Origin of the sequence: Pseudomonas sp. NPDC089743, from assembly GCF_044748785.1 — a bacterium.
Lineage (GTDB): Bacteria > Pseudomonadota > Gammaproteobacteria > Pseudomonadales > Pseudomonadaceae > Aquipseudomonas > Aquipseudomonas putida_X.
Map to the genome: position 1 here is coordinate 1 of NZ_JBIVGS010000015.1, position 22385 is coordinate 22385.

21 protein-coding genes are annotated in these 22385 nt (G+C 61.9%); 20 read left to right on the forward strand and 1 reads right to left on the reverse strand.

The window, feature by feature from the left end:
* The 14 genes from bamA to ispD form a co-directional block, all read left to right on the forward strand.
* A partial coding sequence (bamA, locus tag ACIPZC_RS21035) for an outer membrane protein assembly factor BamA (RefSeq protein WP_400629316.1) occupies positions 1-1046 on the forward strand: 1046 nt, incomplete at its 5' end.
* A gap of 44 nt (positions 1047-1090) precedes the next feature.
* Positions 1091-1594, forward strand: coding sequence for an OmpH family outer membrane protein (locus ACIPZC_RS21040; protein WP_241804417.1), 504 nt, complete (start codon positions 1091-1093; stop codon positions 1592-1594).
* Between the two features lies 1 nt (position 1595).
* Entirely contained in the window at positions 1596-2651 is a 1056-nt protein-coding gene (gene lpxD, locus ACIPZC_RS21045; protein WP_241804418.1) for a UDP-3-O-(3-hydroxymyristoyl)glucosamine N-acyltransferase, read from the forward strand.
* 113 nt (positions 2652-2764) lie between these two features.
* A complete protein-coding gene (gene fabZ, locus ACIPZC_RS21050; protein WP_012315891.1) occupies positions 2765-3205 on the forward strand; it encodes a 3-hydroxyacyl-ACP dehydratase FabZ in 441 nt (146 codons plus the stop codon).
* Positions 3202-3978: an acyl-ACP--UDP-N-acetylglucosamine O-acyltransferase gene (gene lpxA / locus ACIPZC_RS21055; RefSeq protein WP_241804419.1), complete on the forward strand. Its 777-nt coding sequence runs from the start codon at positions 3202-3204 to the stop codon at positions 3976-3978. Before fabZ ends, lpxA begins: the two co-directional genes overlap by 4 nt.
* 1 nt (position 3979) lies before the next feature.
* Positions 3980-5107: a lipid-A-disaccharide synthase gene (lpxB, locus tag ACIPZC_RS21060; RefSeq protein ID WP_241804420.1), complete on the forward strand. Its 1128-nt coding sequence runs from the start codon at positions 3980-3982 to the stop codon at positions 5105-5107.
* A 1-nt stretch (position 5108) separates the two neighbouring features.
* Positions 5109-5732 (forward strand): ribonuclease HII, encoded by a 624-nt coding sequence (gene rnhB / locus ACIPZC_RS21065; protein ID WP_046788313.1) that lies wholly within the window; start codon positions 5109-5111, stop codon positions 5730-5732.
* An 89-nt stretch (positions 5733-5821) separates the two neighbouring features.
* Entirely contained in the window at positions 5822-9346 is a 3525-nt protein-coding gene (gene dnaE, locus ACIPZC_RS21070) for a DNA polymerase III subunit alpha (protein WP_400629320.1), read from the forward strand.
* A gap of 105 nt (positions 9347-9451) precedes the next feature.
* Positions 9452-10399, forward strand: coding sequence for an acetyl-CoA carboxylase carboxyl transferase subunit alpha (gene accA, locus ACIPZC_RS21075; protein WP_241804423.1), 948 nt, complete (start codon positions 9452-9454; stop codon positions 10397-10399).
* Between the two features lie 54 nt (positions 10400-10453).
* Positions 10454-11734, forward strand: coding sequence for a tRNA lysidine(34) synthetase TilS (tilS, locus tag ACIPZC_RS21080; protein ID WP_400629323.1), 1281 nt, complete (start codon positions 10454-10456; stop codon positions 11732-11734).
* Between the two features lie 269 nt (positions 11735-12003).
* The gene (locus ACIPZC_RS21085) at positions 12004-13632 is read left to right on the forward strand and encodes a CTP synthase (RefSeq protein ID WP_241804425.1); all 1629 of its coding nucleotides are present in this window, start codon (positions 12004-12006) and stop codon (positions 13630-13632) included.
* A 195-nt stretch (positions 13633-13827) separates the two neighbouring features.
* Entirely contained in the window at positions 13828-15117 is a 1290-nt protein-coding gene (eno, locus tag ACIPZC_RS21090) for a phosphopyruvate hydratase (protein ID WP_012315883.1), read from the forward strand.
* Between the two features lie 162 nt (positions 15118-15279).
* Entirely contained in the window at positions 15280-15561 is a 282-nt protein-coding gene (gene ftsB / locus ACIPZC_RS21095; RefSeq protein WP_012315882.1) for a cell division protein FtsB, read from the forward strand.
* Positions 15558-16265 carry a 2-C-methyl-D-erythritol 4-phosphate cytidylyltransferase gene (gene ispD / locus ACIPZC_RS21100; protein WP_267818202.1) on the forward strand — a complete coding sequence of 236 codons (708 nt, stop codon included), beginning with the start codon at positions 15558-15560 and terminating at the stop codon, positions 16263-16265. The genes ftsB and ispD overlap by 4 nt, the downstream gene beginning before the upstream one ends.
* 35 nt (positions 16266-16300) lie before the next feature.
* Here ispD and ACIPZC_RS21105 read toward each other — a convergent pair whose 3' ends face one another.
* On the reverse strand, positions 16301-17197 hold the full coding sequence (locus ACIPZC_RS21105) for a LysR substrate-binding domain-containing protein (RefSeq protein ID WP_267818200.1): 897 nt from the start codon (positions 17195-17197) through the stop codon (positions 16301-16303).
* A gap of 107 nt (positions 17198-17304) precedes the next feature.
* Between ACIPZC_RS21105 and ACIPZC_RS21110 the strand changes: the two genes are divergently transcribed.
* From ACIPZC_RS21110 to ACIPZC_RS21135, 6 genes are all read left to right on the forward strand, one after another.
* On the forward strand, positions 17305-18417 hold the full coding sequence (locus ACIPZC_RS21110; RefSeq protein ID WP_241804428.1) for an S-(hydroxymethyl)glutathione dehydrogenase/class III alcohol dehydrogenase: 1113 nt from the start codon (positions 17305-17307) through the stop codon (positions 18415-18417).
* An 8-nt stretch (positions 18418-18425) separates the two neighbouring features.
* Positions 18426-19280: an S-formylglutathione hydrolase gene (gene fghA / locus ACIPZC_RS21115; RefSeq protein WP_349974734.1), complete on the forward strand. Its 855-nt coding sequence runs from the start codon at positions 18426-18428 to the stop codon at positions 19278-19280.
* 159 nt (positions 19281-19439) lie between these two features.
* Positions 19440-19913 (forward strand): 2-C-methyl-D-erythritol 2,4-cyclodiphosphate synthase, encoded by a 474-nt coding sequence (ispF, locus tag ACIPZC_RS21120; RefSeq protein WP_241804430.1) that lies wholly within the window; start codon positions 19440-19442, stop codon positions 19911-19913.
* Positions 19910-20968, forward strand: a complete 1059-nt coding sequence (gene truD / locus ACIPZC_RS21125) for a tRNA pseudouridine(13) synthase TruD (protein ID WP_400629327.1) — start codon at positions 19910-19912, stop codon at positions 20966-20968. The genes ispF and truD overlap by 4 nt, the downstream gene beginning before the upstream one ends.
* Positions 20956-21705, forward strand: a complete 750-nt coding sequence (gene surE, locus ACIPZC_RS21130) for a 5'/3'-nucleotidase SurE (RefSeq protein WP_012315875.1) — start codon at positions 20956-20958, stop codon at positions 21703-21705. The genes truD and surE overlap by 13 nt, the downstream gene beginning before the upstream one ends.
* Before the next feature lie 38 nt (positions 21706-21743).
* Positions 21744-22382 carry a protein-L-isoaspartate(D-aspartate) O-methyltransferase gene (locus tag ACIPZC_RS21135; RefSeq protein WP_400629451.1) on the forward strand — a complete coding sequence of 213 codons (639 nt, stop codon included), beginning with the start codon at positions 21744-21746 and terminating at the stop codon, positions 22380-22382.
* The last annotated feature ends 3 nt before the right edge of the window (positions 22383-22385 follow it).

Below are 22385 nucleotides of genomic sequence, written 5' to 3' on the forward strand. Positions count from 1 at the left end.
CCGGCCTGATCCTGGGCGGTTCGATCAGCCAAACCAACTTCCTCGGTACGGGTAACAAGGTTTCCATCGGTTTGACCCGCTCGGAATACCAGACCCGCTACAACTTCGGTTTCGTTGACCCCTACTTCACGGCTGACGGTGTGAGCCTGGGTTACAACGCGTTCTATCGCAGCACCGACTACGACGACCTCGACGTTGACGTGGCCAGCTATGCGGTCGACAGCCTGGGTGCCGGTGTGAGCCTGGGCTACCCGATCAGCGAAACCTCGCGCCTGACCTACGGCCTCAGCGTGCAGCAGGACAAGATCAAGACCGGTCGCTATACCGTTGACGAGATCTTCGACTTCCTCGAAGAAGAAGGCGACAGCTTCCTGAACTTCAAGGCGTCTATCGGCTGGTCCGAGTCGACCCTGAACAAAGGCGTGCTGGCGACCCGTGGTCACTCCCAGAGCCTGACCCTGGAATCGACCATTCCAGGCAGCGACCTGTCGTTCTACAAGCTTGATTACCGCGGCCAGCTGTTCAAGCCGATCAACAACGACTACACCCTGCGCCTGCACACCGAATTGGGCTATGGTGATGGTTTCGGTGGCACTTCGGGCCTGCCGTTCTACGAGAACTACTATGCGGGTGGCTTCAACTCCGTTCGCGGCTTCAAGGACAGCAGCCTGGGCCCACGCAGTACGCCGAGTAACGGTTCGAACCCCGGCACCATCGCAGACCCGGATCAAGACCCGCTGCCGTTCGGTGGCAACGTCCTGGTGCAGGGTGGCGTAGAGCTGCTGTTCCCGCTGCCGTTCGTGAAGGACCAGCGTTCGCTGCGCACCTCCGTGTTCTGGGATGTGGGTAACGTGTTCGACACCAATTGCGGTTCCAAGCCTGACTGCGCCAAGGTCGGTTTCTCGGACATGGCCAGCTCCGTTGGTTTGGGTGTGACCTGGATCACCGCACTGGGCCCGTTGAGCTTCAGCCTGGCGATGCCGGTCAAGAAGCCGGACGATGCCGATACCCAGGTGTTCCAATTCTCTCTGGGCCAGACCTTCTAAGGTCGGCCCTTGCTTAACGACAACGGTTTATCCAGGAGTGCATCGTGCGTAAGTTGACTCAACTGGCCATACTGGCCGCGGCGCTGGTCGCCACCCCGGCTTTCGCCGAAATGAAGGTTGCCGTGCTGAACTATCAGATGGCGTTGCTTGAATCCGATGCCGCCAAGAAGTACGCGGTGGATGCCGAGAAGAAGTTCGGCCCGCAGTTGACCAAGCTCAAGACCCTGGAAAGCAGTGCCAAAGGCATTCAGGACCGCTTGATCAAAGGCGGCGACAAGTTGGCCCAGCCAGAGCGCGAGCGCCTGGAGCTTGAGTTCAAGCAAAAGGCACGTGACTTCCAGTTCCAGTCCAAGGAGCTGAATGAAGCCAAAGCGGTCGCTGACCGCGACATGCTCAAGCAGCTCAAGCCCAAGCTCGACGGCGCTGTCGAAGAAGTGATCAAGAAAGGCGGTTACGACCTGGTCCTCGAGCGTGGCGCGGTCATTGATGTCAAGCCTCAGTACGACATCACCCGCCAAGTCATCGAGCGCATGAACCAAGCCCGTTGATATGACCGTGACCATGACGCTCGGCCAGTTGGCCGAGGCCCTCGGGGCCACTCTCAAAGGCTCCGAGGCGCTACAGATCACCGGGCTGGCCACCTTGCAGGAGGCCGGCCCCGGTCAGTTGAGCTTTCTCGCCAACAAGCAGTACCGCAAGTACCTGGATAACTGTCAGGCAGCAGCGGTATTGCTGCAGGCTGCAGATGCCGAAGGCTTCGCCGGCAATGCGCTGATCGTGGCGGACCCGTACCTGGCCTACGCGCGCATTTCCCACCTGTTCGATCCCAAACCCAAGGCTGTAGCGGGAATTCATCCCAGCGCCGTGGTCGCCGAGGATGCACAGGTGGATGCCAGTGCCAGCATCGGGCCGTTCGTGGTCATCGAGAGCGGCGCACGCATTGGCGCGAACGTCAGTATCGGTGCGCATTGCGTGATCGGTGCCCGTTGTGTGGTCGGTGAGGGTGGCTGGTTGGCACCTCGCGTCACGCTGTATCACGACGTGACCATTGGCAAGCGCGTGGTCATCCAGTCTGGTGCGGTGATTGGTGGTGAGGGCTTCGGCTTTGCCAACGAGAAGGGCGTATGGCGCAAGATCGCCCAGATCGGCGGTGTCACCCTGGGTGATGACGTCGAAATCGGCGTGAACACCGCGGTTGACAGGGGCGCATTGTCCGACACCCGGATCGCTGACGGCGTCAAGCTCGACAACCAGATCCAGATCGCCCACAACGTGCAGATCGGCGAGCACACGGCCATGGCTGCCTGCGTCGGGATTTCCGGCAGCACGCGCATTGGCAAGCACTGCACCATCGCTGGCGGCGTCGGCATGGTGGGGCACATCGATGTGTGCGACAACGTATTCGTTTCCGGGATGACCATGGTCACTCGTTCGATCACCGAACCGGGTGCCTATTCTTCCGGTACTGCCATGCAGCCACTGGCTGACTGGCGCAAGAGCGCTGCGCGTATCCGCCAACTGGATGACATGTCCAAACGTCTCCAGCAGCTGGAAAAACGTGTCGATACCGTGACCTCAGGTGGCCAGCCGACATCAGAAGGCTGATACCATTTCCTGAGCAAGAGTGAACAGTCGCTAGCTGGCTCCTCTTTGGATTGCAAAAGGAGCGTGTGGTCAGCACCTGCGCTCCCTATTCTTATTACAGGCTTCCCCCCGAAATGATGGACATCAACGAGATTCGCGAATACCTGCCTCACCGTTACCCGTTCCTGTTGGTGGATCGCGTAACGGATCTGGACTTCGAGGCCCAGAGCATTCGTGCCTACAAGAATGTCAGCATCAATGAGCCGTTCTTCAACGGGCATTTCCCGGAGCACCCGGTAATGCCAGGCGTGCTGATCATCGAAGCCATGGCACAGGCTGCAGGCATTCTCGGTTTCAAGATGCTCGATGCCAAGCCGGCCGACGGCACGCTCTATTACTTCGTTGGTTCCGACAAGCTGCGTTTCCGTCAGCCCGTCCTGCCGGGCGACCAGTTGGTGCTGGAGGCCAAGTTCATCGGCCGTAAGAAGACCATCTGGAAGTTCGAGTGCCGGGCACTGGTCGATGGCAAGCCAGTGTGCTCGGCTGAGATCACCTGTGCGGAACGTGAGCTATGAATTCGATTGATCCACGGGCGATCATCGATCCGTCGGCCAAACTGGCCGATGGCGTCGAGGTCGGCCCGTGGTCGATCGTTGGCCCTGATGTTGAAATCGGGGAGGGTACCGTCATTGGTCCTCACGTGGTGCTCAAAGGTCCGACCCGGATCGGCAAGCACAATCGCATCTACCAGTTTTCCTCGATCGGCGAAGACACCCCGGACCTGAAGTACAAAGGTGAACCGACGCGCCTGGTGATCGGTGATCACAACGTGATTCGCGAGGGTGTGACCATTCACCGTGGCACGGTTCAGGATCGCGCTGAAACCACGCTGGGTGACCACAACCTGATCATGGCCTACGCCCACATCGGCCATGACAGTGTGATCGGAAACCATTGCATCCTGGTCAACAACACTGCGTTGGCCGGGCATGTGCATGTGGGTGACTGGGCGATCCTCTCCGGGTTCACCCTGGTGCACCAGTACTGCCACATCGGCGCGCATGCCTTCTCCGGCATGGGCACGGCGATCGGCAAAGACGTTCCGGCATACGTCACGGTATTCGGCAGCCCCGCCGAAGCCCGCAGCATGAACTTCGAAGGCATGCGCCGCCGCGGTTTCAGCGACGAGGTCATCCATGCCCTGCGTCGTTCCTACAAGATCGTCTACCGCCAGGGCCTGACTGTTGAAGAAGCGGTCAAGGAGCTGGATGAGCTGGCAGGCAAACACCCAGAGGTCGACTTGTTCCGTCAGTCGATCGTGAACTCTGCTCGCGGCATTACCCGCTGACATGGCGCAACTTTGCGTAGCCCTGGTCGCGGGTGAGGCCAGCGGCGATATTCTGGGTTCCGGTCTGATGCGCGCCCTGAAGGCGCGTCATCCCCAGGTGCGTTTCATCGGCGTTGGCGGTCCGCTGATGGAAGCCGAGGGCATGCAGTCGTATTTCCCGATGGAGCGTCTGGCGGTCATGGGCCTGGTCGAGGTGCTGGGGCGCCTGCGCGAGCTGCTCAAGCGGCGCAAGGCACTGATCCAGACCCTCATCGCCGAAAAGCCCGATGTGTTCATTGGCATCGATGCACCTGATTTCACCCTCAATATCGAACTGAAGCTGCGCCAGGCGGGTATCAAGACCGTGCATTACGTCAGCCCTTCGGTCTGGGCATGGCGGCAGAAGCGCGTGCTGAAGATTCGTGAAGGTTGCGATCTGATGCTGACGCTGCTGCCCTTCGAAGCACGCTTCTATGAAGAGCAGGGCGTGCCGGTAAGGTTCGTCGGCCATCCCTTGGCCGATACCATACCGTTGGCTGCGGATCGGCAGGCTGCGCGCGGGGCGCTGGGGCTCGATGCAGGGCCGGTGGTTGCCCTGATGCCTGGTAGCCGTGGCGGGGAAGTCGGGCGCCTGGGGGCGTTGTTCCTGGATGCGGCGCAGCGCCTGCGCGAGCTGATACCCGGCGTGCAGTTTGTATTGCCGTGCGCCAATGGCGCGCGGCGCGCACAGCTCGAACAGATGCTGGAAGGTCGCGATTTGCCTTTGACGCTGCTCGATGGCCAGTCGCATCAGGCGCTCGCTGCCTGTGATGCGGTGCTGATCGCCTCGGGTACCGCCACCCTGGAGGCCATGCTGTACAAACGCCCCATGGTCGTTGCTTATCGCCTCGCGCCATTGACCTACTGGATTCTCAAGCGTCTGGTGAAAAGCCCCTACGTGTCTTTGCCCAACTTGCTCGCCCAGCGCGAGTTGGTGCCAGAGTTGCTGCAGGATGCCGCCACCAGCGAGGCCCTGGCGCAAACCCTGGCCCCCCTGGTGGCTGATGGCAGGCAGCAGACCGAGCGCTTCGACGAGATTCACCGCACCCTGCGCCGCGACGCCTCCAACCAGGCGGCCGACGCGGTGCTGGCTTTGCTCAAGGACCGCTGACATGCAGATAGGACTGGATTTCAACCTGGTCGAGGACCTGGTTGCCGGCGTCGACGAAGTCGGGCGCGGCCCGCTGTGCGGCGCCGTTGTCACAGCGGCGGTGATTCTTGACCCGGCGCGGCCGATCCTCGGCCTCAACGATTCGAAGAAACTCACCGAAGCCAAGCGCGAAGCGCTGTTCGACGAGATCTGTGCGAAAGCCCTGAGTTTTTGCATTGCCCGCGCCGAAGTGGAGGAAATCGACCGCCTCAATATTCTGCAAGCGACCATGCTGGCCATGCAGCGTGCGGTCGAAGGCCTGAGCGTTACTCCCAGGCTCGCTCTGATCGACGGTAACCGCTGCCCCAAACTGTCGGTGCCGGCTGCTCCGGTCATCAAGGGCGATAGCCAAGTGCCGGCCATCGCTGCAGCGTCGATCCTGGCCAAAGTGACCCGCGATCGCGAGATGAGCGCATTCGAGCTGATTTATCCGGGGTATGGTATTGGCGGGCACAAAGGCTACCCGACGCCGGTACATCTGCAAGCCCTGGCCCGCCTCGGGCCCACGCCCATTCATCGGCGTTCCTTTGCGCCGGTACGGGCCGCTTGGGAAGCCCGTGAAGGCATTACCGATTCTCTGATCTAGCCTGTTGGGGGCGCCTTGCGTCCTCAACCCCCCCTCGCTTTTACGCTACAATCCCGCCTTTGTCGTTCAGCACTGCTACAGGATCTTCCATGTCGGTTCCCTTCGTTCACCTGCGCGTCCACTCCGAATTCTCGCTGGTCGACGGCCTGGTGCGGATCAAACCGCTGGCCAAGGCGCTGGCCGGGATGAACATGCCCGCGGTGGCGATCACCGACCAGAGCAACATGTGTGCGCTGGTGAAGTTCTACAAGACCGCCATGGGGGCGGGCATCAAGCCGATCTGCGGTGCTGACCTGTGGCTGGCCGGTGCAGACCCTGAAGCGCCGCTGTCGCGTATCTGCTTCCTGGCGATGAACCCCAAGGGTTACCGCAACCTTACCGAGCTGATCTCCCGTGGCTGGACCGACGGCCAACGCAATGGCCTGGTGATTCTTCAGCGTGAATGGGTCGCCTCGGCCAGCGAAGGCCTGATTGCCCTGTCTGCTGGCAAAGAGGGCGATATCGGTATGGCCCTGATGGCCGGCCGTGCCACTGAGGCCGAGGCGCTGCTTCACGACTGGATGGGCATGTTCCCCGAGCGGTTTTACGTCGAGGTGCAGCGCACCAATCGTGCCGGTGACGAAGAGTACGTGCACGCTGCCGTGGCGCTGGCCGACAAGGTCGGCGCGCCGCTGGTGGCCACCAATGATGTGCGCTTTATCAAGCAATCGGACTTCGACGCCCACGAAAGCCGTGTGTGCATCGGTGAAGGCTGGACCCTGGACGACCCGCGTCGCCCGCGCATGTACAGTGACCAGCAATACCTGAAAAGCGCGTATGAAATGGCCGAGCTGTTCAGCGACCTGCCCGACGCCATCGCCAACACCGTCGAGATCGCCAAGCGCTGCAACATACAGGTACAGCTGGGCAAGTACTTCCTGCCGGATTTCCCCACGCCCAATGGCATGGGGATCGACGACTACTTGCGCCATGTCTCGCACGAAGGCCTGGAGGAGCGCCTGGCAGTGCTCTGGCCCAAGGAGACCACGCCCAATTACGAAGAGAAGCGCCAGGTCTATCTGGACCGCCTGAAATTCGAACTGGACATCATCATCCAGATGGGTTTCCCCGGTTACTTCCTGATCGTTATGGACTTCATCAAGTGGGCCAAGAACAACGGCGTGCCGGTAGGCCCTGGCCGTGGTTCGGGTGCCGGCTCGCTGGTGGCCTACGTACTTAAGATCACCGACCTCGATCCTCTGGCCTATGACCTGCTGTTCGAACGTTTCCTGAACCCTGAACGTGTTTCCATGCCCGACTTCGACGTCGACTTCTGCATGGATGGCCGGGACCGGGTGATCGACTACGTGGCCGACGCCTATGGGCGCAACGCGGTCAGCCAGATCATCACCTTCGGGACCATGGCCGCCAAGGCGGTGGTACGCGACGTGGCGCGGGTGCAGGGCAAGTCCTATGGCCTGGCTGACCGTCTGTCGAAGATGATCCCGTTCGAAGTGGGCATGACCCTGGAGAAGGCCTACGAGCAGGAAGAGATCCTGCGCGACTTCCTCAAGGGCGACGAAGACGCCCGCGAAATCTGGGAAATGGCGCTCAAGCTCGAAGGTGTCACCCGTGGTACCGGCAAGCACGCCGGTGGTGTGGTCATCGCCCCGACCAAGCTCACCGATTTTTCGCCGATCGCCTGTGACGAAGAGGGCGGCGGCCTGGTGACCCAGTTCGACAAGGACGATGTCGAGGCCGCCGGCCTGGTCAAGTTCGACTTCCTTGGCCTGCGTACCCTGACCATCATCAAGTGGGCCATGGAGACGATCAACCGCGAGCAGGCCAAGAACAACCTGCCCGACGTCAACATCGACTTCATCCCGCTGGACGATCGCAAGACCTACGAGTTGCTGCAGAAGGCCGAAACCACGGCGGTGTTCCAGCTCGAGTCGCGGGGCATGAAAGAGCTGATCAAAAAGCTCAAGCCTGACTGCCTGGAAGACCTTATTGCACTGGTGGCGTTGTTCCGCCCAGGCCCCCTGCAATCGGGCATGGTGGACGACTTCATCAACCGCAAGCACGGCCGCGCCGAACTCGCCTACCCACACTCGGACTACCAGTACGAAGGCCTCAAGCCTGTTCTTGCGCCGACCTACGGCATCATCCTGTATCAGGAGCAGGTGATGCAGATTGCGCAGGTCATGGCGGGGTACACCCTGGGCGGCGCCGACATGTTGCGCCGCGCCATGGGTAAGAAAAAGCCTGAAGAAATGGCCAAGCAGCGCGGCGGTTTCATCGAGGGTTGTGTGGCCAACAACATCGATGCAGACCTTGCCGGCAACATCTTCGACCTGGTGGAAAAGTTTGCCGGTTACGGCTTCAACAAGTCCCACTCGGCGGCCTACGGCCTGGTGTCTTACCAGACCGCCTGGCTCAAGACTCATTACCCGGCGCCGTTCATGGCCGCGGTGTTGTCAGCGGATATGCACAACACCGACAAAGTGGTGGTGCTGATCGAAGAAGTGCGCAGCATGAAGCTGCGCCTCGACGCCCCGGACGTGAATGCCTCGGAGTTCAAGTTCACGGTCAATGACGACGGCCGCATCATCTATGGCCTTGGCGCTATCAAAGGCGTGGGTGAAGGCCCGGTGGAGGCGATTGTCGAGGCACGCGCCCAGGGTGGCCCGTTCAAGGATCTGTTCGACTTCTGTGAGCGGGTCGACCTCAAGCGGGTGAACAAACGTACACTCGATGCGCTGATCCGCAGTGGCGCGCTGGATCGGCTGGGCCCGCACTTCCATGATGAGATCAAGGCGTACCACGCCAGTATCGACATCAATCGCGCGACCTTGCTGTCGGCCCTCGAGGAGGCGATCAAGGCTGCAGAGCAGACCGCACGCACCGCTGATAGCGGCCACGTGGACCTGTTCGGTGGGCTGTTCGTCGAGGCGGACTCCGATGTCTACGCCAACCACCGCAAGGTGCGTGAACTGACGCTCAAGGAGCGCCTGAAGGGCGAGAAGGATACCCTTGGCGTGTACCTCACCGGCCACCCGATCGATGAATATGAAGGGGAAATCCGCCGGTTCGCCCGCCAGCGCATCATCGACCTGAAACCCTCTCGCGAAACGCAGACTATCGCCGGGATGATAATTGCGATGCGGGTGATGAAGAACAAGAAGGGCGACAAGATGGGGTTTGTCACCCTCGATGACCGCTCCGGGCGCATCGAAGCCTCATTGTTCGCCGATGCCTTCATGGGGGCTCAGGCGTTGTTGCAGAACGATGCCATGGTCGTGGTCGAGGGTGAGGTCAGCAACGACGACTTCTCCGGTGGCCTGCGCCTGCGCGTCAAGCAGGTGATGACCATGGAAGATGCCCGTACCAAGCTTGCTGAGAGCCTGCGGCTGAAGATCACCCACGAAGCCCTCAAGGGCGATCGCCTGAACTGGCTGGGCGAGCTGATCACCCGCCATCGCGGTGGTTGCCCGATCACCCTCGAGTACACCGGCAGCGACGCCAAGGCGATGCTGCAGTTCGGCGACCAGTGGTCGATCGACCCGGCCGATGGCTTGATTCAGGCGCTGCGTGACCAGTTCGGGCGTGAGAACGTCTTCCTGCAATATCGTTGAACCGACGAAATTTAATCTCGACCTGAATGCGCCTGATCCCTTAAGGTAGGGCGCCAAACGGATCAACCGGCCGGCCGCCTGGCCGTAGACCCAAGACGGATGACTATGAACCCGAATTTTCTCGATTTCGAACAGCCGATTGCCGACCTGCAAGCCAAGATCGAAGGGCTGCGTTTGGTGGGTAACGACAACTCGCTGAACATCAGCGATGAAATTGCCCGTCTGCAAGACAAGAGCAACACTCTGACCGAAAGCATCTTCGGCAACCTGACCAGCTGGCAGATCGCCCGCCTGGCCCGTCACCCGCGTCGTCCGTACACACTGGACTACCTGGAGCACATCTTCACCGAGTTCGAAGAGCTGCACGGTGACCGTCACTTCTCCGACGATGCCGCCATCGTTGGTGGTACCGCGCGCCTGGATGGCCGGCCGGTCATGGTCATCGGCCACCAGAAGGGCCGTGAAGTGCGCGAAAAGGTTCGCCGCAACTTCGGCATGCCGCGCCCTGAAGGCTACCGCAAGGCTTGCCGCCTGATGGAAATGGCCGAGCGCTTCAAGATGCCGATCCTGACCTTCATCGACACCCCGGGTGCATACCCAGGCATCGACGCAGAAGAACGCAACCAGAGCGAAGCGATCGCCTGGAACCTGCGTGTCATGGCACGGCTGAAGACGCCGATCATCGCCACCGTCATCGGTGAAGGTGGTTCCGGCGGTGCACTGGCCATCGGTGTGTGCGACCAGCTGAACATGCTGCAGTACTCCACCTACTCGGTGATCTCGCCGGAGGGTTGCGCCTCGATCCTGTGGAAAACCGCCGACAAGGCCGCCGACGCTGCCGAGGCCATGGGCATCACCGCCGAGCGCCTGAAAAGCCTGAACATCGTCGACAAGGTCATCGAGGAACCGCTGGGCGGTGCCCACCGTGACCCGGCGCAGATGTCCGAAAGCATTCGCGCTGACCTGGTTCAGCAGCTGGACATGCTCGGCAAGCTCGATAATGACACGCTGCTGGCCCGTCGTTATGAGCGCCTGATGAGCTACGGCCTCTGATGCACCACTGGGGGCGCCAAGCGCCCCCACGCTTTCAAGCCGCGTGAGGCGCCAATGATCAACCTCACCCCTTGGCTCAATGCCCCTGCCTGGTACATCGCTTTCTCCGGTGGCCTCGACTCCACGGTCCTTCTGCACTGGCTGGCCGACTACGCCAGCATCCACGCAACGCCTCCGCTCCATGCCATCCACATCCACCACGGCCTGCAACCCGCCGCCGATGCCTGGCCAAGCCATTGCACCGCAGTGTGCGAAAGGCTCGGGATCGAACTCACCGTCATCCACGTTCAGGTCGCTGCCGAGGCGAGCCTGGAGCAGGCTGCGCGCGATGCTCGGTATGCGGCATTCGAGACCGTTCTCGGCGCGGGCGACGTTCTTTTCACGGGGCAGCACTGTGATGACCAGGCCGAAACCTTGCTGTTCCGGCTTCTGCGGGGGGCCGGCCTGCGTGGCCTGGCGGCGATGCCGCAACAGCGTCCGTTGGGGCGCGGCCACCTGGTCAGGCCGCTGCTCAACGTTTCTCGCGCGCAGTTGCACGCGTATGCACAAAGCCATGGGCTGATCTGGGCCGAAGACCCATCCAACGCAGACAGGGCCTTTGCCCGCAATTTCTTGCGCGCTGAAGTGTTCCCGCTACTGCAGCAGCGTTGGCCGCAGGCCAGCCAGGCCCTGGCTCGCACCGCCGGGCACCTGGGGGAGGCGCTCGGGCTGCTCGATGAACTGGCCCAGGCTGACCTGGCCCTGGCCCAGGAGGGCGCGCCGGCCATGTGGTCTGCGGTGGACTCCCTTGACCTAGCGAGCCTGGCGGCGCTGTCGCCGGCCCGTCAGCGCAACGCCCTGCAGTATTGGTTGAGCTTGCGCACCCGTTTGCCCGACACCCGGCATTGGGTCGGTTGGGCCGCTCTGCGTGATGCGGCAATCGATGCCCAACCTGCCTGGCAGCTGACCGATGGCAAACTCGAGCGCAGCCACGGACGTATCTGGTGGTTGTCTGGCGACTGGCTGCAGCCTGTGGGCGGAACGCTGCGTTGGGACAAGCCCGGTAGCCCGTTGCCATTGCCCGGGAACGGCAGCGTCAGCCTGCAGGGCGCCCCGGAAGGCGATTTGCGCATCGCCTATCGCCAGGGCGGGGAAGTGCTGGACATACCAGGCCGTGGCAAGCGCGACCTCAAGCGCCTGCTCAACGAATCGCACGTCCCGCACTTCGTGCGACCGCGCCTGCCATTGCTGTATCGTGGCGAGCGCTTGCTGGCAGTGGCCAATCTGCCGCGACTGGCGCAGGCCGATTGCCAGCTTCACTGGCAGCCTCCGACGAACGCGCAAGGTTTGAGCTGAAGGGTACATTCCGGTAGACTACCCTCCCTTCTTGATACAACTTCTGTGCGTTCCTCGGAAACACGGCGGTTGCCGATTACCACGCAGTTTTTTGCTGGGCTGATTCTGGAAATGACGAGCGAACTCCATGCCGGGGATGACCCTGGTCTGTACAGGCGCGGCAGTTTTTCGAGATGCACTGTGATTGACGCAGGTGATCGGGGGCTTCGGCCTTCCTTCGCTTTCTCCGGCGGCGCTGGCCGCCTTAACGCAGACTTCTAGGGTTTTTCATGACGCGCTACATATTCGTCACGGGCGGTGTTGTTTCTTCATTGGGGAAAGGCATTGCCTCGGCTTCCCTGGCGGCCATCCTGGAAGCGCGGGGGCTAAAGGTCACCATGCTCAAGCTGGATCCGTACATCAACGTCGATCCTGGCACCATGAGTCCGTTCCAGCACGGTGAAGTATTCGTCACCCACGACGGCGCCGAGACCGACCTCGACCTGGGCCACTACGAGCGGTTCATCCGCACGACCATGACCCAGAACAACAACTTCACCACCGGCCGCATCTACGAGCACGTGCTGCGCAAAGAGCGTCGTGGTGATTACCTTGGCGCGACCATCCAGGTCATCCCGCATATCACCGACGAGATCAAGCGCCGCATCATCAAGGGCGCCGGCGATGCCGATGTGGCCCTGGTGGAAATCGGTGGCACCGTGGGCGACATCGAGTCGCAACCGTTCCTCGAGGCGATCCGCCAGTTGCGTTTCGAAGTCGGCGCCAAGCGCGCGATGCTGATGCACCTGACGCTGGTGCCGTACATCGCCACCGCTGGTGAAACCAAGACCAAGCCGACTCAGCACTCGGTCAAGGAGCTGCGCTCCATCGGCCTGCAGCCTGATGTACTGGTCTGCCGCTCCGACCACCCGATCGACAGCTCGTCGCGCCGCAAGATCGCCCAGTTCACCAACGTTGAAGAGCGTGCGGTGATTGCCCTTGAAGACGCCGACACCATCTACAAGATCCCAGGCATTCTGCATGCCCAGGGCCTGGATGATTTCGTCGTCGAGCGCTTCGGCCTGCAGTGCAGCAGCGCCGACCTGTCCGAATGGGACAAGGTAGTCGACGCCAAGCTCAACCCTGAGCACGAAGTGACCATCGCCATGGTCGGCAAATACATGGAGCTGCTGGATGCGTACAAGTCGCTGATCGAAGCGATGAGCCACGCCGGCATCACCAACCGTACCAAGGTCAACCTGCGCTACATCGATTCCGAAGATATCGAGAACCAGGGCACCAGCCTGCTCGAAGGCGCAGACGCCATCCTGGTACCGGGCGGTTTCGGCCTGCGTGGCGTGGAAGGCAAGATCACCGCGGTGCAGTATGCCCGTGAGAACAAGGTGCCGTACCTGGGTATCTGCCTGGGCATGCAGGTTGCCGTGATCGAGTTCGCCCGTAACGTGATGGGCTGGCAAGACGCCAACTCCACCGAGTTCGATCGCAACAGCGGCCACCCGGTCGTTGGCTTGATCACCGAGTGGGCCGATGCCACCGGCGCCGTCGAGACCCGTACCGAAGCCTCCGACCTGGGTGGCACCATGCGCCTGGGCGCGCAGGATTGCCAACTGGCAGCCGGCTCCAAGGTACATGACTGCTATGGCAAGGACGTGATCACCGAGCGCCATCGCCACCGCTACGAAGTGAACAACAACCTGCTGCCGCAACTGGTCGATGCCGGCCTGGTGGTCTCGGGTCGTTCCGAAGACGGTGCGCTGGTTGAAGTGGTCGAGTCCAAGGACCACCCGTGGTTCGTCGCCTGCCAGTTCCACCCGGAGTTCACCTCGACTCCGCGTGATGGCCACCCGCTGTTCAGTGGCTTCGTCAAGGCTGCCCTGGCACAGAAGAACAAGGCCTGAGCCCAGGCTTGGTGAGTTTTCCGACGGTATAAACCGCGCAACGCTCATTTCTCGGGTAAAGTACCGTCCGTTCTGCCCCTGACCCACAGGTCAGGGGCTGCTTCTGCCAGGCCTGCCTGCTGCATTTACGCCTGGTGCAAGGCAAGAATTTCCTAAAGCTGCGTTGTTTTCGTCAATTCTGGAGTGCTTACAACAATGGCAAAAATCGTCGACATCAAAGGTCGTGAAGTTCTCGATTCGCGTGGCAACCCCACCGTGGAAGCCGATGTACTGCTCGACAACGGCATCATCGGCAGCGCTTGCGCGCCGTCCGGTGCTTCCACCGGCTCGCGCGAAGCGCTGGAGCTGCGTGATGGCGACAAGAGCCGTTACATGGGCAAGGGCGTGCTGAAAGCCGTTGGCAACATCAACGGCCCGATCCGTGACCTGCTGCTGGGCAAGGACCCTTCGGACCAGAAGGCCCTGGACCGCGCCATGATCGAACTGGACGGTACCGAGAACAAGGCCAAGCTGGGCGCCAACGCCATCCTGGCGGTTTCCCTGGCTGCCGCGAAAGCTGCTGCCCAGGACCAGGACCTGCCGCTGTACGCGCACATCGCCAACCTGAACGGCACCCCAGGTCAGTACTCGATGCCGGTTCCGATGATGAACATCATCAACGGTGGCGAGCACGCCGACAACAACGTCGACATCCAGGAGTTCATGGTGCAGCCGGTTGGCGCCAAGACCTTCTCCGATGGCCTGCGCATGGGCACCGAGATCTTCCATCACCTCAAGGCTGTGCTCAAGGCCCGTGGCCTGAACACTGCAGTGGGTGACGAAGGTGGCTTCGCGCCGAACCTGGCTTCCAACGAAGACGCCCTGGGCGCTATCGCTGAAGCCGTGGAAAAAGCCGGTTACAAGCTGGGTACCGACGTGACCCTGGCCCTCGACTGCGCGGCCTCCGAATTCTACGAAGACGGCAAGTACAACCTGTCTGGCGAAGGCAAGTCGTTCGACGCCGAAGGCTTTGCCGACTACCTGAAGGGCCTCACCGAGCGCTTCCCGATCATCTCGATCGAAGACGGCCTGGATGAGTCCGATTGGGCGGGCTGGAAGATTCTCACCGACAAGATCGGCGAGAAGGTACAACTTGTCGGTGACGACCTGTTCGTGACCAACACCAAGATCCTCAAGGAAGGCATCGAGAAGGGCATCGGTAACTCGATCCTGATCAAGTTCAACCAGATCGGTTCGCTGACCGAAACCCTGGAAGCCATCCAGATGGCCAAGGCCGCTGGCTACACCGCCGTGATCTCGCACCGCTCCGGTGAAACCGAAGACTCGACCATTGCCGACCTGGCTGTGGGTACCGCCGCTGGCCAGATCAAGACTGGCTCGCTGTGCCGTTCCGACCGCGTCTCCAAGTACAACCAGTTGCTGCGCATCGAAGAACAACTGGGCGCCAAAGCGGTTTACCGCGGTCGCGCCGAGTTTCGCGGCTAAGCAAGAGATGGTAAAAAGACAGCAACCGAAGCTGTCGGAACTTTCATACTGAAATTTCTGACACATGATGCGGGTTTCTGTCGACGAAGCCTGGCCTCGGCCAGGCTTCGTGCTATTTGAGGTCTGCCTTTTCGCGGCGGTCTTTTTAACCTGGATACCTTGATGCGCAGTCCCTATTGGTTGTTCCTTGTCCTGCTCCTGCTGCTTGGTGGCCTGCAGTACCGCCTGTGGGTGGGTAACGGCAGCCTGGCGCAAGTGGCTGAGCTCAAGCAGCAGATCGACGAGCAGCATGCCGAAAACGAGCGGCTGCTGGAGCGTAATCGCGTGCTCTATGCCGAGGTCCTGGAATTGAAAAAAGGTATGGAGACCGTTGAAGAACGGGCTCGTCACGAATTGGGGATGGTCAAAGAGGGTGAAACCCTCTTCCAGCTGCCGCAAAAATGATCGAAACCCTACCGGCCTTCTGGGCCGTGATTCCTGCTGCGGGTGTAGGTGCCCGCATGGCTGCCGACCGCCCGAAGCAGTATTTGCAATTGGGCGGGCAGACCGTTCTCGAGCATAGCCTCGACTGTTTTCTTGGCCATCCGACGCTCAAGGGCGTGGTGGTCAGCATTGCTGCAGATGATCCTTACTGGCCTGGCTTGCGCTGCGCCAGCGATCCTCGCATCCAGCGTGCGCCGGGTGGGCGTGAGCGTGCCGACTCGGTGCTCAACGCGTTGTTGCTGTTGCATGCCCAAGGTGCGCCGGACACTGACTGGGTGCTGGTGCACGATGCGGCGCGGCCAAACCTGGCACGTACCGATCTTGACCGTCTGTTGTCGCAGTTGGCGGATGACCCTGTAGGCGGGCTGCTGGCGGTGCCAGCGCGTGACACGCTCAAGCGCGCCGATGTCGATGGTCGGGTCAGTGCGACCGTGGATCGCAGTACCATCTGGCAGGCCTTCACGCCTCAGATGTTCCGCCTTGGTGCTTTGCACCGGGCGTTGGCCGAGTGCCTGGTGTCCGATGTGGTGGTCACCGATGAAGCTTCGGCCATCGAGTGGTCCGGCCAGGCGCCGCGGCTGGTCGAGGGGCGCAGCGACAACATCAAGGTGACCCGCCCGGAAGACCTGGAGTGGCTCCGCCAGCGGTGGGCAGGGCGGCGTTGAGGTTACCGGGGCCGAAAAGCGGCCCCGGCAAACTGTCAGACCGTTCGGTACTCCGGCATCCCCGCTAACCCTTCCTTGAGATAGTCCACCAGCCGCCGGACCTTGGGCGACAGGTGGCGCTGCTGCGGGTACAGCGCCCACACCGCCGTATTGGGCGGCTGATGCGCCTCCAGTAACGACACCAGCGCGCCGCTGTTGAGGTGTTCCAGTACGTAGTAATCCGGCAACTGGCACAGCCCCATCCCCAGCAAAGCGGCATCCAGCACCGCCTGGCCACTGTTGCACCGCCAGTTGCCCTGCACCCGCTGGCTGATCTCGCGCCCGTCCTGTTGCAGCGCCCACAAGTCCGAGCTGCCCACCAGGCAGTTGTGCCGGGCCAATTCCGAAAGGCTGTGCGGACGGCCGTAGCGTTCAAGGTAGGCGGGTGAAGCGCACAGATACATGCGCCGAGGCGCCAGGCGCGTCGCCACCAACCTTGAATCGGCAAGCCGCCCCAGACGAATCGCCAGGTCCATGCCTTCGTGCAGCAGGTCCAGCGTGCGGTTGCTCAACTCCACCTCGACCCGCAACTGTGGATACAGCGTCATGAAGCGGGTCACCAGCGGCACGATGAAGCGCTCGCCATAAGCCACCGCGCAGGTCATGCGCAGTAGCCCCTTGGGTTCGCTGGCCAGATCGCCTACGGCACGCAGCGCTTCTTCACGGCCATCCTGCAGGCGTTGGCAATGTTGCAGGAATGTCTGCCCGGCTTCACTCAGGGTCACGCGGCGCGTACTGCGATACAGCAGGCGCGTTTGCAGGCGCTCCTCCAGGCGGGCGATTTGCCGGCTTATATGCGACGACGATACGCCCATGCGTTCGGCTGCAGCCGTGAATTGGCCCAATTCGGCCACCGCTACGAATTCATCGATGCCCTCCCAGCGGCTGGTCATGGATTGTCCCTATACAGCAATAATGTTTTGTCTTGGCCACGATTATTCATCAAAACAAGCTGAATTACACTGCCTGCCTGAACTGACCCTTTGTCTGGAGAACGTTGATGATCAAGTCCCGTGCCGCTGTAGCCTTCGAGGCTAAAAAACCGCTGGAAATCGTCGAGGTGGACGTGGCCATGCCCAAGGCTGGCGAAGTGCTCCTGCGCGTGGTGGCCAGCGGCGTTTGCCACACCGATGCCTATACCCTGTCGGGTGCCGACCCGGAAGGTATCTTCCCGTCGATTCTGGGCCATGAAGGTGGCGCGATCGTCGAGGCGGTAGGTGAGGGCGTCACCTCCGTGGCGGTCGGCGATCACGTGATCCCGCTGTATACCCCTGAGTGTGGTCAGTGCAAATTCTGCCGCTCGGGCAAGACCAACCTGTGCCAGGCCATACGGGCCACCCAGGGCAAAGGACTGATGCCGGACGGCACCACCCGTTTCTCGTACAAGGGCCAGCAGCTGTTCCACTACATGGGCACCTCGACCTTCTCCGAGTACACCGTGCTGCCGGAAATTTCCGTCGCCAAGATCCAGAAGGAAGCGCCGCTGGAAAAGGTCTGCCTGCTAGGTTGCGGCGTCACCACCGGCATCGGTGCAGTGCTGAACACTGCCAAGGTCAAACCCGGTGACACCGTCGCCGTCTTCGGCCTGGGCGGCATCGGCCTGTCAGCGATCATCGGTGCGGTCAAGGCCAAGGCCTCGCGCATCATCGCCATCGACATCAACCCAGCCAAGTTCGAGATCGCTCGCCAGCTGGGTGCCACCGACTGCATCAACCCGAAAGAATACGATCGCCCGATCCAGGAAGTGATCGTCGACCTTACCGATGGTGGCGTGGACTTTTCGTTCGAATGTATCGGCAACGTGCAACTGATGCGCGCGGCCCTGGAATGCTGCCACAAGGGTTGGGGTGAGTCGGTGATCATCGGCGTTGCCGGCGCTGGCCAGGAAATCGCCACTCGCCCGTTCCAGTTGGTGACCGGTCGCGTCTGGCGCGGGTCTGCTTTCGGTGGCGTACGCGGCCGTACCGAACTGCCAAGCTACGTGGAAATGGCCGAGAAGGGCGAGATTCCGCTGGATACCTTCATCACCCATACCATGGGCCTGGAGGATATCAACAAGGCGTTCGACCTGATGCATGAAGGCAAGAGCATCCGCAGCGTGATCCACTTCTGAGGTGAGCCATGAGCCTGGATAACATCTCCTGCCAGAAAAGCTTCGGCGGCTGGCACAAGCGTTACCGGCATCACTCCAAGGTGCTGGGTTGCGACATGGTGTTTGCCGTTTACCTGCCGCCGCAGGCCGAACAGGGCGAAAAGCTGCCCGTGCTGTACTGGCTCAGCGGCCTGACGTGCACCGACGAGAACTTCATGCAGAAGGCCGGCGCCCAGCGCCTGGCCGCCGAGCTTGGCCTGATCATCGTCGCGCCCGATACCAGCCCGCGTGGCGAGCAGGTGCCAGGCGACCCTGACGGTGCCTGGGACTTCGGCCTGGGCGCCGGCTTTTACCTCAACGCCACCCAGCAGCCTTGGGCGCAGCACTACCGCATGCACGATTATGTGGTCAAGGAGCTGCCAGAGCTGATCGAAGCGCACTTCCCGGCCTCGGATCAGCGCAGCATCAGTGGCCACTCCATGGGTGGGCACGGCGCGCTGGTCTGCGCCCTGCGCAACCCGGGGCGCTATCGCTCGGTATCGGCGTTTTCTCCGATCAGCAATCCGATGGATTGCCCTTGGGGTGAAAAGGCGTTCAGCCGTTACCTGGGGGAAGACCGGGCGCGCTGGCGTGAGTGGGATGCCAGTGTGCTGCTTGCCGAGACGCCAGCGGGCCAATGCCCGCCATTGCTGGTCGATCAAGGCGATCGTGACGATTTCCTGGCCAAGCAGCTCAAGCCTGAAGCGTTGGAGCAGGCGGCCCGCAAAGGGGGGCATGCCCTGGACCTGCGGCTGCAACCTGGCTATGACCATAGCTATTACTTCATCGCCAGCTTCATCGATGAGCATCTGCGCCATCACGCCGTGGCACTTGGGCGGGGGTAGGGGGGCAAGCTTCAAGCTTCAAGCTGCAAGCTGCAAGCTGCAAGCTGCAAGGCAGTGCGGCCGGCGCAGCGCCTGCTTTTTGCTTGCGGCTCGTAGCTTGCAGCTTGCAGCTGCAAATGCAGGTAGAATCACGCCCTGACTCAATCAGGGCGTTTTTCTATGCGTATTGGCCACGGCTACGATGTGCACCGTTTTTGCGACGGTGATTTCATTACCCTGGGTGGGGTGCGTATCCCCCACAAATACGGCCTCCTGGCCCATTCCGACGGTGACGTGCTGCTGCATGCACTGAGCGATGCCTTGCTTGGCGCGGCGGGGCTGGGTGACATCGGCAAGCACTTCCCCGATACCGATCCCCAATTCAAGGGTGCCGACAGCCGTGCGCTGCTGCGCCATGTGGTCGGCATCGTCCAGGCCAAAGGCTGGAAGGTCGGTAATGTCGACGCCACCATCGTTGCCCAGGCGCCGAAAATGGCCCCGCATATCGAAACCATGCGGCAACGGATCGCCGAAGACCTGCAGGTCGAGCTCGACCAGGTCAACGTCAAGGCCACCACCACCGAAAAACTGGGCTTCACCGGCCGCGAGGAGGGTATTGCCGTGCACGCGGTCGCCCTGCTGCTGCCAGCATGACCGAAATGGAACTGCTGGGCCCGCGCGCATCGGGCCAACCCCTGGGCACTGCGATACTCAAGGCTGTAGCCGAAGATTTCCAGGTCGACGAGGTGCTGGACATCCCGCTCTCGGGCCAAGGTGAGCACCTATGGCTGTGGGTGGAGAAGCGTGACCTCAACACCGAAGAAGCTGCCCGCCGCCTGGCGCGAGCCGCAGGCGTGCCGGTGCGTTCGATCAGCTATGCCGGCCTCAAGGACCGCCAGGCCCTGACGCGCCAGTGGTTCAGCCTGCACCTGCCGGGCAAGGCAGACCCTGACCTGTCGCGTGCCGAAGATGCCACCCTGCGCGTGCTCAAACAGGTGCGCCACCAGCGCAAGCTGCAGCGCGGCGCCCATTCGGCCAATGGCTTCACCCTGCGCCTCAGGGCGCTGGCGGCTGATCATGCGGCCCTCGATGCCCGCCTGCAGACGCTTAAGCAGCAGGGTGTGCCGAATTACTTCGGCGGCCAGCGTTTCGGGCATGGCGGCGGCAACGTCCAGGATGCCCAGCACCGGGCGGCCCGCAAAGCCCTGCCCGAGCAGCGCAACGTGCGTTCGCGGTTGCTCTCGGCTGCCCGCAGCTACCTGTTCAACCAGGTCCTGGCCGCCCGTGTTGCTGACGGTAGCTGGCAGCAGGCCCAGGTCGGTGATCTGCTGGCATTCACCGATAGCCGTAGTTTTTTTTCGGCGGGTGAACTGGAATGTTCAGATCCCCGCTTGGCCATTCTGGACCTGCATCCTACCGGGCCAATGTGGGGCGAAGGCCCGTCTCCTGCGGCCGGCGCGGCCTTGGCACTGGAGACGGCGATAGGCGAGCAGCATGCAGCGCTGTGCCAATGGCTGGCCAATGCAGGCATGAGTCACGAACGGCGCATCCTGCGGCTCCCTATTGGCGGCCTTACGTGGCATTATCCGGAGCCTGATAACCTGCAACTGGAATTCGTCCTTCCGGCCGGATGCTTCGCCACCGTGGTGGTGCGCGAACTCGTCGATCTGGTGCCGGCAGGGCAGACGGACAGCCCATGCGTATTCTGATTTCGAATGACGACGGTGTTACGGCACCTGGCCTCGCCGCGCTACACGGTGCGCTGGTGGATTATGCCGAGTGCGTGGTGATCGCCCCGGACCAAGACAAGAGCGGCGCCGGCAGTTCGCTGACGCTGGACAGGCCGTTGCACCCGCAAACCCTGGCCAACGGCTTCATCAGCCTCAATGGCACGCCTACCGATTGCGTGCACCTGGGGCTCAATGGCCTGTTGCCGGAAACACCGGACATGGTGGTATCGGGGATCAACCTCGGTGCCAATCTGGGTGACGACGTGATCTATTCCGGCACGGTTGCGGCCGCGCTGGAGGGGCGCTTCCTCGGCGGTACCTCGTTGGCATTTTCATTACTGTCGCGTCTGCCCGACAATCTGCCGAGCGCCGCGTTCATCGCCCGCCGCCTGGTCGAGGCGCAGTCACGCCTGGAACTGCCGCCGCGTACGGTCCTCAATGTCAATATTCCCAACCTGCCGCTGGAACACATCCGTGGCATACAGGTTACCCGTCTCGGTCACCGGGCGCGGGCGGCGGCACCGACCAAGGTGGTCAACCCGCGTGGCAAGGAAGGTTACTGGATTGCCGTGGCCGGTGATGCCGAAGACGGTGGGCCGGGTACCGACTTCCACGCGGTGATGCAAGGTTATGTGTCGATCACCCCGCTGCAACTGGACCGCACCTTCAACGATGCTTTCGAGCAGCTTCATGGTTGGCTGGAGGGCGTGCTCTGATGCGCGAACAGGACGATCTGCAGCGCCGGGGTATCGGTATGACTTCCCAGCGTACCCGCGAGCGGCTGATCCAGCGCCTGTGCGAAGAGGGCGTATCGAACCCCAAGGTGCTCGATGCCATCCGCCGTACGCCGCGCCATCTGTTCGTCGATGAGGCCCTGGCCCATCGTGCCTACGAAGATACTGCGCTGCCGATCGGGCACAATCAGACCATCTCCCAGCCTTTCATGGTTGCACACATGAGCGAGCTGCTACTGGAGGCCGGGCCGCTGGACAAGGTGCTGGAGATCGGAACCGGGTCCGGTTACCAGACGGCCATCCTTGCCCAATTGGTGGAGCGGGTATTTTCGGTAGAGCGCATCAAGGTCCTGCAGGACCGGGCCAAAGAACGCCTGGTCGAACTGAACCTGCGCAACGTGGTGTTCCGTTGGGGGGATGGGTGCGACGGCTGGCAGGCGCTGGCCCCCTACAACGGCATCATCGTTACCGCCGTGGCGCCTGAAGTGCCACAGGCACTGCTCGACCAGCTGGCTCCCGGGGGGCGAATGGTCATCCCGGTAGGCCCTGCTGGCGACGTCCAGCAGCTGATGCTGATCGTGCGTGAGGAGCAAGGCTTCTCCCGCCGCGTACTGGGCGCCGTGCGCTTCGTACCGTTGCTCAATGGCCCGGTGGCCTGAGCT